Source organism: Cerasibacillus sp. JNUCC 74 (genome assembly GCF_053667775.1).
On the sequence record NZ_CM132207.1, the window covers coordinates 3,339,222 to 3,352,113 of the forward strand.

The following is a 12,892-nucleotide window of genomic DNA, read 5'->3' on the forward strand; positions in this document are numbered from 1 at the left end:
TCACTCTAATCCAATTCTTTGAAAAATTACATCGACATTTTTCAAGTGATACGTGTAATCAAAACAATCGGCGATTTCTTGCTTAGATAAGTGAGCAGTAATTTTTTCATCCGTTTCCACTAATTGTTTAAAGTGGATGCCTGTTTCCCATGCTTCCATTGCTTTTGGCTGAACCATATCATAAGCTGCCTCACGAGTCATCCCTTTATCAATTAATGCCAGTAAGACGCGTTGAGAAAAGATAACGCCATGTGTTTTATCAATATTACGCTTCATGTTTTCCGGAAACACGGTTAAATTTTTTACAATATTACTAAAGCGATGTAACATATAATTAATGGCTATCGTTGCATCAGGCAAAATAATTCGCTCTGCGGAAGAATGTGAAATATCACGTTCATGCCATAAAGCAACATTTTCATAAGCTGTCGTAACATAACCGCGCAATACCCTTGCCATACCAGTCATATTTTCTGAACCGATCGGATTCCGTTTATGCGGCATTGCTGAAGATCCCTTTTGTCCTTTTGCAAAATACTCCTCGACTTCACGCGTTTCGGTTTTTTGTAAACCACGAATCTCAGTTGCAAATTTTTCAATTGAAGTCGCAATTAAAGCCAATGTTGCTATATAGGCTGCATGACGATCTCTTTGCAATGTCTGTGTGGATACTGGTGCCGGAGAGAGTCCAAGTTTTTCACATACATATTGCTCTACATATGGATCAATATTAGCATACGTACCTACCGCACCGGATAATTTACCATATTCGATTTGATCGGCAGCAGCTTCAAAGCGTTGTAAGTTTCGCTTCATTTCTTCATACCATAGTGCCAGCTTTAAGCCGAATGTTGTTGGCTCAGCATGGACACCATGCGTTCTCCCCATCATCACGGTATGTTTATGCTCGATTGCCTTGTTTTTTAAAATCTCGATAAAACGTTGCAGATCCTTACGAATAATCGTATTCGCTTGTTTGATTAAATAAGAAAGAGCCGTATCCACTACGTCCGTTGACGTTAAACCGTAATGTACCCATTTCTTCTCATCACCCAATGTTTCTGATACTGCACGCGTAAAAGCAACTACATCATGTCTCGTTTCTTGTTCGATTTCATAAATTCGTTTGATATCAAATGAAGCATTGGCTCTAAGCTTTTTCATATCTTCTTTTGGAATGATTCCCAACTCACTCCACGCTTCGCAAGCTAGAAGCTCAACTTCAAGCCAGGCTTTATATTTATTTTCCTCTTGCCAAATGACACCCATTTCTTCTCTCGTATAGCGTTCAATCATTATTCGGCCTCCCAGAATGTTTGAATTTGTTTTTGTACCTGTTCTATTGAAGAACTAGTGAATGTAATATGTCCCATTTTCCGTTTTGTTTTCGCTTCGGCTTTTCCATATAAGTGAATAAAGCCTGTCGAAGTCTTTGGAATAGCCCGAAGCACTCTTGGCAAATCTTCACCTAAAATGTTTATCATGACAGCGGATTGAAGCAGGAGCACCTCCATCAATGGTATCCCACAAATAGCACGGATATGCTGTGCAAATTGTGAAATCGTACAAGCCTCAATCGTATAATGTCCAGAATTATGTGGGCGTGGGGCCATTTCATTTATGTATATCCTGTCATCTTGAACGAATAATTCTACAGCAAATGTTCCAACAATGTCCATATGATGAGCTAGTTTTTCTATTGCTTCAAGTGCATGCTGTTCTATGGTTTTGCTAATTGCTGCAGGTACGGTTGTTTGGAATAAAATATGACCCTTATGCTCATTTTCCGCAATTGGGAAAAATGTGATCTTTCCCCCCTGCGAACGGGTAAAAATAACGGAAATTTCTTTGTCAAATGAAATCCATTCTTCTACAATACAATGTTTGTGTTTGTCGGCAAATTCGATCGCAGCCGTTATATCACTATTTGTTTCTATCTTTAACTGACCTTTGCCATCGTATCCGCCTCGACACGTTTTTATTACAGCAGGCAATGAAAAGTCAGCTAATGCTTTCTTACATTCTGATCCATTCGTTACAATGGCAAACATTGGAACCGGTAAATCAAGATTTTTCAATATTGTTTTTTCTTTTTCCCGGTTTTGCGTAATTTCTAATGGATAAGCACCTTGGGGTAGTTTACCTTGCTTTTCGATATACGCTGCAGCTCGTAAATCTACATTTTCAAACTCATAGGTGATCACATCAGCTTGTTCCGTTAATTGTTTAATCGCATCCATATCATCATAATCTGCAATAATTTGAGAGTCAGCCACTTGACTTGTTGGGCAATCTTCTGTCGGATCAAGAACACGAACACGATATCCCATATATTTAGCCGCAAGTGCCATCATGCGACCTAATTGTCCGCCACCAATAATGCCAATTGTTTTTCCAGGTAAAATAGTGTTATTTTTTTGCAAGCTCTTCCCTCATTTCTGTTACCTTAGCTTTCATTTGCTTACGATAATTTTCTAGCCGCTCTGCAACTTTTTCATCAAATGCACCAATTATTTGTCCAGCTAAAATCCCAGCATTTTTCGCCCCTGCATTTCCGATAGCAACTGTAGCCGTGGGAACTCCACCAGGCATCTGCACAATCGATAACAGTGAATCCAATCCTTGTAATGATTTACTTTCAACAGGCACGCCAATTACTGGTATCGTTGTTTGGGAAGCAACCATCCCCGGTAAATGCGCTGCCCCTCCAGCCCCTGCTATAATAACTTTTATTCCCCGCTTTCTAGCTGTTTTTGCATAATCAAACATATCATCAGGTGTACGATGAGCGGAGATAATTTCTTTTTCATAAGGCAGCTGTAATTCATCCAGTACATCACAAGCATGCTTCATCGTTTTCCAATCAGAAATACTGCCCATGATAACTCCAATCATTTCTATAACCACCTTAACTTTTTAGTATATTTGAGAGATTATATCATTGCCTCTTGCACTATGAAGAGGATATTTAGAAAAACTTGGCTTGTCTCCACGTCTTTAGCAAAAGCTGTAGTTTTTCTTATACTACTTCCTATGGTATAAAAAAGTCCGTAAAAGCTAGCAAATCAATTTTGTCTGTTAGAAGTAAAAACAAAAAACAGATCTATCTTACCTCCCTCATATAAAATGAGAGAAGAGAATAGACCTGTTTTGGGTATAGTCCAACAGATCGCAATGCAAACGATTCTACTTCCCTCATAGTCCGGTCATTTACGGTGCCGGGTAGAGACTTCTGAGCCATATTCTCAGGTATATATGAGGAACCGATTTGTAGTTGTCGATTTTAGAATAACAATATAATTCATTTCTGTCAACAGGAATAACGAACATTATTTAATTTACTCTAAATAACGTTCGGTTTTTACTTATGTTTAACCAAATTTATAATCTATTATAGCAAATTTTCGAATGTAATGGCGCTCTTTTTAAATTAATTTATGAATCGTTATGTTTTTCAGTTCCATTCATCGTTGCCTGTTGTTTTTTGGTCTGTTCTTCTGCTTGTTTCTTTGGATTCATTAAACGTCCTTTACGTACTTGCTTAACCCAAAATCCACCATGGATATGCTTTGGTTCATAGGCAATTATAAAAGCCTTGGGATCAATTTGTTTAATTGTTTCATAGAGACGAAGTTCATATTTTCGAGGAGTTAAAATTTGCATCGATAGACGGTCACCTTCCATGCCATATGCATACCAACTTGTCACACCATAGCCCTTATCACGTAATTTTCTAGTAAAGGCGATATCTGGATTCGTTGAAATAACATTGACAGTTATATATCCCAAGGCCAATTTTTCTTCAATGATGGAGCCACAAATAACACCGATTCCGAAACCGATCGCATAAGCGATTAAATTTTGAATTTCGTTTAGATTATCCAATACAAGCCCAAGACCTAGTACATAAATAACGATTTCAAACATACTGACCATTGCAGCAATATAACGTCGGCCCTTCAGAGTCAAAATCATCCGAACTGTAGATAATGATACATAAACAATATTAATTACTAATATAATGGCAACCATTACGAATGCATTACTTAACAAAGGAAACCCTCCTTATCTCTATTGTTTAAGAATACCTCATTTTTTAATCATATGAAATATTTTTTTAATCATTCTTTTGCATATCCAAAAATTACATAAAAACGGGAAGCATGCTCCTTTGACAGATAATTACCTCATCAGTGTTTTAGCTTAAATTTTGTCAGATGAATTTACTTCTGTCTAAACATATCGCTTGTTTTTATCTTCAAAAACAATTGAATATCTCCTCCTTATTATCTGTATATGCATGAGTTACTTTCACATATAGGTGTCCTTACCTGCCACTGAGACTTCTTCGTATTTTTACAACTTTTGAAGGAGATTCTTACGGCACACGTTAGATGTGGAATAAAGTGAAATCACATACCCAATAGACAAATCTTTCCACTGCTATTTGTATTGTCCATCCGTTAACTTCAAGGCACATTCAAGCGATCTGGGCATAAGCTATAGAAGAAAATGGACTCTTCTATTTTAGTTAAAATGAGGTGATAATATGAATCCATTTCAGCAAATGGGCGATTGGAAAAAGAATCTGGATTATTTTTTCGGCGATAGCTTTTGGAATGAATTTGAAGGTCTTATTAAACCTACGATTCCACAAATTAATCTTTATCAAACCGATCACGAATTATTCTGTATTGTTAATATTCCAGGGCTAGAGGATCTCGATAAGCTCGATATTTATGTTGACTATTCCACATTAGAATTAAAAGGAACCATTAATATGGACAACTCACATGGTGTTGTCGTAAAAGAAGAAATACTGCATGGTGTATTTGAACGAAAGATTCCTCTCCCATTCCCAGTCCGTGCGGATAAAATAAACGCCACCTATAAAAATGGGCTCGTCTATATTCAACTGCACCGGCTTATTTCGGAATCAAATCGAAAAAATAGAGTTAATGTCCGTGTCTTGGAGGAAAAATAAAGTGAAACTTCATTCAGTAGGAGTTTTCTTCTATCTCCTACTGAATGTTAGTACCACAGGGTATGACCTAAAGACCCTTGAACGAATTGGGTATTTAGGTGCCGTTTTCTTCCACTTAGACCCCTTTGTACCAACTCAGGCTCTTGAAGTGGGAGGGTCTTACGGCACCTTACATACGGGATAGAAATAGATAACAAAAACTTGGAACGTTCGGTTTACTAGCGGCTTGTATGTTTAAACGAAACGGCGATTCCATATATCCACTACGCGAAATGGAATCATTTTCCAGGTAAAATCAAAAAGCCGCGCTTGATAGAGCGCGGCTTTTTGATCATGGTGTTATAAAATTATTATCTTTTATTATATATTTGGTCCAAATAATCGTTTTTTTGTTTGTAAAGGAATTCCACGCAGTCGTTTCGTTAACAAATGCTTCCATGTTTTCCCAAGTACTGGACATTGCAATAAATCATCTGCTAATCGTAAATCCTCTTTAAGGATATGCATGATTTCATTACATGCTGCGATGGACCATTGCGAATATGGACGATCAAGTAGTTTTATATCTTGGTCTGTTCGAATCTCTCCCTCTTCAATTACTCGAAAATGCCATCCTGTTCGCCCTGATCGTTGCATACGAAGCGCAAAGTCTTCAACCTGAAACCTCTGAGCCAGCTTCCATGTTGGCAAATATGGCTGGGTTACTTGAATAACAGCATCACCAACTCGGTATGTATCACCTATAAAAACAGAATACTCATCCATCTCTAATACGGATAAATTTTCCCCTACATATCCTGATGGGATGGAAGCAAATTGCATTTCTTCTACCCAAGAGTAATAATGTTTAAATGGATAAGCAAACAAGGCTTGATCCAATTTTGGTTGTTCTTTTTCATCTCCAATTAAACCATTTGCTGCTAACCAAATGCTCTCCTCTACTTCCTCAGTGACCCATTCCTTCTTTTCACTAGCTGACTCCGTATTTCCTTTTACTTTATGTAGAAAAAGTTTATAAATATATGGCTCCTCCATTACTATCACCTGCCTATAAAAATATGATATAGTATCTTTATTCTATTAAAAAGAAGTGCTGAAAATATAGATTTATTATAAAGGGATGTTCAAAAAGGTCTACAAAAATGATTTAACGTTTATTGTACATTAGAATAGATTTTAATGCTGAAGTTAAGACGAAACGAGCAGAAGTTTACCCGTAGAAATCTTTCTCAATTTACCAGTTTGAAAAGAATTTGAGCGAAGGATAACTACACCTAACACCCGATTCATTTAAGACAACAGGACAAGAAAAACTTCGGCAGCGACACATCGCACGTAGAAGTATTTTTATTTTTTTTAAAAAGAAAGAATAGACACTGACACATTGCATTTTTCAAGATTGTTTGAAATAATAGCTTTTTTTTACTTCTTTTTGCAGCATACCCTTTATAAGGAGGATATACGATGACGAAACAACTAGCAACTTTTGCAGGCGGCTGCTTTTGGTGTATGGTAAAACCGTTTGACGAATGGGACGGGGTTAAACGTGTTGTTTCTGGCTACACAGGTGGAAGTTTAAAAAACCTACCTACGAAACTGTAAAAACAGGAACAACGGGACATTATGAAGCGGTAGAAATAACCTATGATCCTGAAATTATTACATATCAAACCATTTTAGATGTTTTTTGGAAACAAATTGATCCAACAGACGATGGCGGACAATTCCATGATCGAGGATCTTCCTATCGAACAGCCATTTTCTATCATAATGAATATCAAAAGGAATTGGCAGAAGTCTCCAAGCAAACACTGGACCAGAGCGGAAAATTCACCAAACCAATAGTAACGAAAATCTTACCTGCTACAACCTTTTATCCTGCAGAAGACGATCATCAGAATTATTATCGAAAGCATGAAGCTGCATATAAAGCAGATCGTGCCAAATCGGGAAGAGATGAATTTATTGAAAACGTATGGAAACATCGTTAACCTCAACATAGTTATGGCAGACAAAGTATTTCCTATGACATCGAGAATCATGCAGAAAATTTGACTACCTTTCACCTTTAAACTAGAATGTTGTACGCGTTCATTTAAAAACCCGCTACGAATGAAATAAAAAGTTTGAAATTTCATTAATGGATCAGGTATAGTTACCTAACACAATCATTACTTCTAGCTTATCCGAAAACTTATTCATAGCAGCATTTGCAGATTGCTGCTATTTAGCCAATGAAGCTTTTAAGACTCTGCTCTTTCTAATTATAATTGAGCCTTTACAAGGGAATGTTACTATCAATAAATACCATTCTTATCTTTTTTTCTGTGCAAGTATATCCACAATAGAAACGATTCATCTTATTGCTAGACTACATATTTATTTTTAGGTAATAGAAAGATAAAGTGAAACTTCATTCAGTAGGAGTTTTCTTCCATCTCCTACTGAATGTTAGCTTGAACGAATCGGGCATTTAGGTGCCGTTTTCTCCCACTTAGAACCTTTTATATCAACTCAAGGCTCTTGAAGTGGGAGTCTTACGGCACCTTAGATGCGGGATAAAGCTTAACAAGCTATGACTTTGCGAGAAAATAAAGCAAGATGCAAAACTTCAAATTGTTACTTACGCGGAATCTCTTTTCCGAATGTAGATATGTTTATACTAACGGACTCACTTCTTAAACAGCTTCTATATGAATTATAATATTATCTCTGGTTTTCGTCCCGTAAGTTGTCCTTTCTAACCGAGCATCTAGTTGTTTAGCATACTATTAAGTCAGGAGGGAGAATTTTGTCTAAACAGCAATCGTTAATACCTTTAAAAATGCTATTATTTGCCTTTCATGCTACAAATACGATTATCCTTAGTTATTTACCTTTATACTTAAAGTATAAGGGACTTAATGGAACGGAAATTGGTTATGTACTTGCAGTCGGTCCACTTGCTTCTATTATAGCACAGCCGTTTTGGGGGTATATGAGTGATAAATATAAGACCGTAAAACGAGTTATCCAAGTTTGTCTGATTGGACTGCTTCTATTAAGTATCCTATTTTTCCAAATGAATACGCTACTGCCAATTCTGATTGTCGGTGCTGTGTTCTATTTTTTTGTAACACCAATCGGTGCTTTAGGCGATAGTTTAGCACAGCGGCGAGCGCATGATTTAGGTGTTTCATTTGGTACCATTCGACTATGGGGATCAATCGGTTTTGCAACATCATCCCTTGTAATCGGTGAAGTGCTCACAAGAGCGGGAATTCAATATATGATTATTCCATATTTAGTGTTTGGATTTCTTGCCTTCATTGTCAGCTTTAAGCTAACAGATGTCGAGGTCGCATCTGATCCTATCCAACTAAAAGATGTGAATGCAATTATTAAAAGCAAACCGTTTGTTATCTTTTTATTTTTTATTATGTTTCTAAGTGTTACACACCGAGCAAATGATAGCTTTATTGGTCTCTACGTCGAACAATTAGGCGGAAGTGAAGGGCTGGTCGGAGTTGCCTGGTTTGTTGGAGTCGTTACAGAAGCCATTGTATTTGCAACCGCTGGGTATTGGTTTAGAAAATATCATCCACTCGTATTTGTCATTGTTGCTGGAATTCTATATAGTATTCGCTGGTTTATCTATGGTTCAGCAACTAGTCCATGGCACATTATTAGCATGCAATTTTTACATGGCTTAACATTTGGTACATTCTATCTAGCTTCTTTCAACTATATTTCTCGACTGATACCAAAGCTTTTACAATCAACCGGACATCTTGTCTTTTTTGCCACTTTTTTCGGAGTCTCAGGGATCATTGGCTCATTATTAGGCGGTGCATTGATTGATTCGTATGGAGGCGGAACATTATATTTTGTTATGGGAGGCATCGCTCTTGTTGGAACCATATTAATTACCATTTACCACCTATTACCATATGGTAAAGAAACATATGTACATGCCAAAGATAAATAATTTGCTCAAGCATTATGTCAAATTGAACGTTTTCAACAATAGACTCCCGCATCAATTGGTGCGGGAGCATTTGATTTTACAATACTTTTCTAGAAAATCACAATTAGGAATTACCTGACCTCTGATTTTATTAGCAAATAGGTAAGTACCGGCTAACTTTTTTTCATGTTCACTTGACATCCAATTCCATATTTCATCAGTTGGAAGAGCCGCATCAAAAAGTGCATCATTATGCGAAATTAGCAATTGAAAGTTATGAACAAGGGGATCGAGCTACAGCACAGCATTATTTTGAACAGCTCCGAGCAGCATCTAGTCAAGTGATTTCCTTATTAGCACAGTTGGAAAAGCAAATTTAACAAGCTTTTAATCTTAAAAGAGGTTAGTGATTTTATGTATTCGTTTATAATAATAAAAGCGCAGATGCTTGCTTAGCAACGGACAAACTTTGCAAAATTTTAACGGATAAAAAAATACGGTTGGAGGGACAACTGTTGACTTATCAAAAAGGTTATATTAACCAGCGCTCATCACCTAAGCTAGAAAACAAAGCTACTTTTTAAAAAAAGATATGCATCATGTAAAAAAGATATCGTTTTCTATAATCCAATAGTTGAAAAGGTGGATGCTCTTTGTTGAAGCAACCACCTTTAGCTTTATCTTAAAAAGATAAAATATAAAATAAAGATAATAAACAATAAATACATAACAGGATGAATTTCTTTAGCACGGCCCTTTAAAAGCATCGTTATCGGATAGAATACAAAACCAATAGCAATTCCAGTCGCAATACTGTATGTTAGAGGCATTGCAATTATAATTAGAAATGCTGGTACAGCTATTTCAAATTGTTCCCATTCAATATTCTTTAACGAAGAAGCCATTAATACCCCAACAATAATTAATGCAGGCGCCGTAACTTCGGTCGTTACAACACTTAATAACGGCGAGAAGAATAAAGAAAGCAAGAAAAACATCGCAGTAACAACAGCGGTAAAGCCAGAACGCCCCCCTGCTCCAACTCCAGCTGTAGATTCAACGTAAGAAGTTGTCGTTGATGTACCAACTACTGCACCAACTACAGTAGCAGCTGAATCTGCAAACAGTGCTTTACCTGCACGTGGCAGCTTATTATTTTTCATTAATCCTGCTTGGTTAGCTACGGCAACCAATGTACCTGCTGTATCAAAAAAGTCTACGAATAAGAATGTTAAAATCACCACAAGCATTTGTAATGTAAAGATATCGCCAAAATTCACAAATGCCTGTCCAAATGTTGGGGCAAGACTTGGCACACTGCTAACAACTCCGTCAATACCTGTTGGTGGTGCAATTAAACCCGTTACCATACCAGCTATAGCAGTTATAATCATGCCATAAAAGATGCCTCCACGAATACCAATGGTCATTAAAATAATCGAAATAACCAGCCCAAAAACCGATAGTAGAACAGTTGGAGATGTTAGATCACCTAATGACAGCAACGTAGCTTCATTGGCGATTATAATTCCGGAATTTTGAAATCCGATAAATGCAATAAAGAACCCAATTCCTGCACCAACTGCCATCTTTAAATTTGCTGGAATAGCATTAATAATCTTTTCCCTTAAGCCTGTTAATGTAAGTAAAACAAAAATAAGTCCAGAAGCGAGAACTCCACTTAATGCTGTTTGCCATGGGATGCCATAACCTAAAACAACGGTATAAGCGAAAAATGCATTTAAACCCATACCAGGTGCTAATGCAATTGGGTATTTAGCGATAACCCCCATAAATAATGAACCAACTGCTGCAGCAATAGCAGTAGCAGCAAAAACCGCTCCCTGATCCATACGAGTAATGCCCTCTGGCAACTCTTCAATTCCCACTAATGCTAATGTAGCTGGATTAACAAATAAAATATAGGCCATTGCTAAAAAGGTCGTTAATCCCGCCATAAATTCAGTACGGTAATTCGTACCTAGTTCATCAAAGCGAAAGTACTTCTTCATCATGCTTCCCCTTTCTAATCTAGCTGTTAAAATAAGCCCTTTTAGAAAAGCTTGGCTTGTCGCCAAGTCTTTATGGCAAAAGTTTTTCTTATACTATAAACCATAAAGTTTTATACTTTCCTATAGTACAAAAAAACTCTTGAGAATAATTCCCCAAGAGCTTCTTTATATCTGGTCAAAAAACGAATGTGATTATTATCACTAAAAACAATAATCCTAAAAACATCATTCATCTTTTGCGTAGTCAGACTATTTACGGCAGTCTGGTAGAAACTCTGGGCCCTATTCCCAAATTATACGCATTTATTTTATAAACACAGGATTATCATACGTGTTTTTTTGTCAAAAGTCAACGTAATACGAACATTAAATTTAAAAACACCTTTATTGTTCGTTTATTTCCCTAAACACGAATGTTGTATCATTTTTAAAATGGTTAATAGCAAAAAATATCTATAATGTGTTGAAAGTCCTTTTCCATAGCATCTTGTGCCACACGTGATATTTCAGAAAATAAAACTGCCTTATTATTCTTGATAAAGTCCTTAGTGGCATCTGCACCAGCTTTAGCGCCATACGTATAATAATTAATTTTTCTTATGCCGTTTTTAATCGATCGTTTATATTCTTCCGGGCTTAGGCCTGAGCCCCCATGCATGACCAATGGTAATTTTGTTAATTCAGCAATCTCCTTTATTAATTCATAATCTAATTTTGGTTGCCTTTTATAAAATCCATGAACTGTACCAAAAGAAGCTGCCAATGCGTCTATATTTGTCTCTTTTACAAATTGATGAGCTAATTGTGGGTCCGTATAATAACTTTCTTCGTTATCGTCTGATGAATCTTCCCCCAGCTCATTTCCTGCCATCATACCTAGCTCGCCTTCCACGCTTGCATCAAATTTATGAGCTAGTTCTACCGCCTTTTTCGTGTTTTTAACATTCTCCTCATATGTTAGTCTCGATCCGTCATACATGATGGATGTAAATCCAAGCTTTAAACCTTTCTCCAGATACTCTATGGATTCACCATGATCAACATGTGCACATACCGGTATACTTGCATTTTTGGCCAAGGCAACCATAGCTGGTCCGATCATTTCTATTTGGTTAATATATTCATGGCTTTGTGCATGTTGAATAATTATCGGAGCATTATTTTTTTCGGCTACCCTTATGGCAGCAACTAGACTTTCAAATGTGGGTGTATTTATTGCTGCAACTCCACAATCTCTTTTTTCCGCGATCTCCAAAATTTCTTTTAACGTAACTAGCATTAAGCCCGCTCTCCTTTGATTGAAGTTTCAAGGTTTGGTTCATTATTCCCCAAGAACTTGCACTTTGCATTGTCTATTTCTTTCTCGATTCTGATCCCAATCTACAAAATAAATGTAACCTACTTTTCCAATTTGCAGTTCTGACTCCTCAATAATAAACGTCTCACTAGAGCCAATCAGTGTACCTTTTATATGAGCCTCTGTATTTAATAACGACCGTTTATCCGGGACTAAATCTGTGCCCTCGGTGCTCATTTCTTCTTTTGGCAGTTCTATTCCGAATTTTGTATGCTCAGGTCCCGGATGATAATACTGTCCTTCCGAAAGGCATCTAGGCACCACTTTCTCTAAAACATTATTTAAATCAACTTGAAGATATTCATCACCCGCATAGTTCCTATCATGTGAATATTCCTCAAAGAATACAGAACAAGTTGTATGTGGTGAAGAAACGACACATAAGCCGTTTTTCACTTTACTTTTCTTAACAATTTCCCTAATTTGATCTGTAATCTCATGGTATGAAACTCTATTTCCTACTGAAGTTATGATTAACGTATCGTTATAAACAATCATTTATGTTCCTCCTTTATAAAGTGAAACTTCATTCAGTAGGAGTTTTCTTCCATCTCCTACTGAATGTTAGTACAACAGGGTATGACCTAAAGGCC

The 12,892-nt window shown here is 36.8% G+C and carries 11 protein-coding genes, 1 pseudogene and 2 riboswitches; of the genes and pseudogenes, 4 read left to right on the plus strand and 8 right to left on the minus strand.

The window, feature by feature from the left end:
• From purB to JNUCC74_RS14900, 4 genes are all read right to left on the minus strand, one after another.
• A complete protein-coding gene (purB, locus tag JNUCC74_RS14885) occupies positions 1-1,296 on the minus strand; it encodes an adenylosuccinate lyase (protein ID WP_454065952.1) in 1,296 nt (431 codons plus the stop codon).
• Positions 1,296-2,423: a 5-(carboxyamino)imidazole ribonucleotide synthase gene (gene purK, locus JNUCC74_RS14890; protein ID WP_454065953.1), complete on the minus strand. Its 1,128-nt coding sequence runs from the start codon at positions 2,421-2,423 to the stop codon at positions 1,296-1,298. The genes purB and purK overlap by 1 nt, the downstream gene beginning before the upstream one ends.
• Complete coding sequence (gene purE / locus JNUCC74_RS14895) at positions 2,410-2,901, minus strand: 5-(carboxyamino)imidazole ribonucleotide mutase (protein WP_454067909.1); 492 nt, start codon at positions 2,899-2,901, stop codon at positions 2,410-2,412. Before purE ends, purK begins: the two co-directional genes overlap by 14 nt.
• 277 nt (positions 2,902-3,178) lie before the next feature.
• Positions 3,179-3,279, minus strand: a riboswitch (purine riboswitch).
• 156 nt (positions 3,280-3,435) lie between these two features.
• Entirely contained in the window at positions 3,436-4,053 is a 618-nt protein-coding gene (locus JNUCC74_RS14900) for a DUF2179 domain-containing protein (RefSeq protein WP_077318225.1), read from the minus strand.
• A 496-nt stretch (positions 4,054-4,549) separates the two neighbouring features.
• Between JNUCC74_RS14900 and JNUCC74_RS14905 the strand changes: the two genes are divergently transcribed.
• A complete protein-coding gene (locus JNUCC74_RS14905) occupies positions 4,550-4,984 on the plus strand; it encodes an Hsp20/alpha crystallin family protein (RefSeq protein ID WP_454065954.1) in 435 nt (144 codons plus the stop codon).
• A gap of 360 nt (positions 4,985-5,344) precedes the next feature.
• Here the strand turns inward: JNUCC74_RS14905 and JNUCC74_RS14910 are convergent, their stop codons facing one another.
• Positions 5,345-6,019: an MOSC domain-containing protein gene (locus JNUCC74_RS14910; RefSeq protein WP_454065955.1), complete on the minus strand. Its 675-nt coding sequence runs from the start codon at positions 6,017-6,019 to the stop codon at positions 5,345-5,347.
• A gap of 429 nt (positions 6,020-6,448) precedes the next feature.
• On the opposite strand from JNUCC74_RS14910, the pseudogene msrA reads away from it, so the two are divergent.
• The 3 genes and pseudogenes from msrA to JNUCC74_RS14925 all read left to right on the plus strand — a co-directional run bounded on the left by msrA (position 6,449) and on the right by JNUCC74_RS14925 (position 9,310).
• Positions 6,449-6,975: pseudogene (gene msrA / locus JNUCC74_RS14915) on the plus strand (peptide-methionine (S)-S-oxide reductase MsrA).
• 800 nt (positions 6,976-7,775) lie between these two features.
• On the plus strand, positions 7,776-8,951 hold the full coding sequence (locus JNUCC74_RS14920; RefSeq protein WP_077318230.1) for an MFS transporter: 1,176 nt from the start codon (positions 7,776-7,778) through the stop codon (positions 8,949-8,951).
• A gap of 221 nt (positions 8,952-9,172) precedes the next feature.
• Positions 9,173-9,310, plus strand: coding sequence for a hypothetical protein (locus JNUCC74_RS14925; RefSeq protein WP_454065956.1), 138 nt, complete (start codon positions 9,173-9,175; stop codon positions 9,308-9,310).
• Positions 9,311-9,607: 297 nt separating this feature from the next.
• Here the strand turns inward: JNUCC74_RS14925 and JNUCC74_RS14930 are convergent, their stop codons facing one another.
• The 3 genes from JNUCC74_RS14930 to JNUCC74_RS14940 all read right to left on the minus strand — a co-directional run bounded on the left by JNUCC74_RS14930 (position 9,608) and on the right by JNUCC74_RS14940 (position 12,797).
• Complete coding sequence (locus tag JNUCC74_RS14930) at positions 9,608-10,942, minus strand: NCS2 family permease (RefSeq protein ID WP_077318232.1); 1,335 nt, start codon at positions 10,940-10,942, stop codon at positions 9,608-9,610.
• A gap of 221 nt (positions 10,943-11,163) precedes the next feature.
• A riboswitch (purine riboswitch) is annotated at positions 11,164-11,263 on the minus strand.
• A gap of 115 nt (positions 11,264-11,378) precedes the next feature.
• The gene (locus tag JNUCC74_RS14935) at positions 11,379-12,221 is read right to left on the minus strand and encodes a class II fructose-bisphosphate aldolase (protein WP_454065957.1); all 843 of its coding nucleotides are present in this window, start codon (positions 12,219-12,221) and stop codon (positions 11,379-11,381) included.
• A gap of 42 nt (positions 12,222-12,263) precedes the next feature.
• Positions 12,264-12,797 (minus strand): YjbQ family protein, encoded by a 534-nt coding sequence (locus tag JNUCC74_RS14940; RefSeq protein ID WP_454065958.1) that lies wholly within the window; start codon positions 12,795-12,797, stop codon positions 12,264-12,266.
• Between the last annotated feature and the right edge of the window lie 95 nt (positions 12,798-12,892).

Coding starts and splice junctions, on each gene's coding strand:
- purB (WP_454065952.1), bottom strand. CDS start 1,296: ATGATTGAACGCTATACGAGAGAAGAAATGGGTGTCATTTGGCAAGAG.
- JNUCC74_RS14905 (WP_454065954.1), top strand. CDS start 4,550: ATGAATCCATTTCAGCAAATGGGCGATTGGAAAAAGAATCTGGATTAT.
- JNUCC74_RS14910 (WP_454065955.1), bottom strand. CDS start 6,019: ATGGAGGAGCCATATATTTATAAACTTTTTCTACATAAAGTAAAAGGA.
- JNUCC74_RS14930 (WP_077318232.1), bottom strand. CDS start 10,942: ATGAAGAAGTACTTTCGCTTTGATGAACTAGGTACGAATTACCGTACT.
- JNUCC74_RS14935 (WP_454065957.1), bottom strand. CDS start 12,221: ATGCTAGTTACGTTAAAAGAAATTTTGGAGATCGCGGAAAAAAGAGAT.
- JNUCC74_RS14940 (WP_454065958.1), bottom strand. CDS start 12,797: ATGATTGTTTATAACGATACGTTAATCATAACTTCAGTAGGAAATAGA.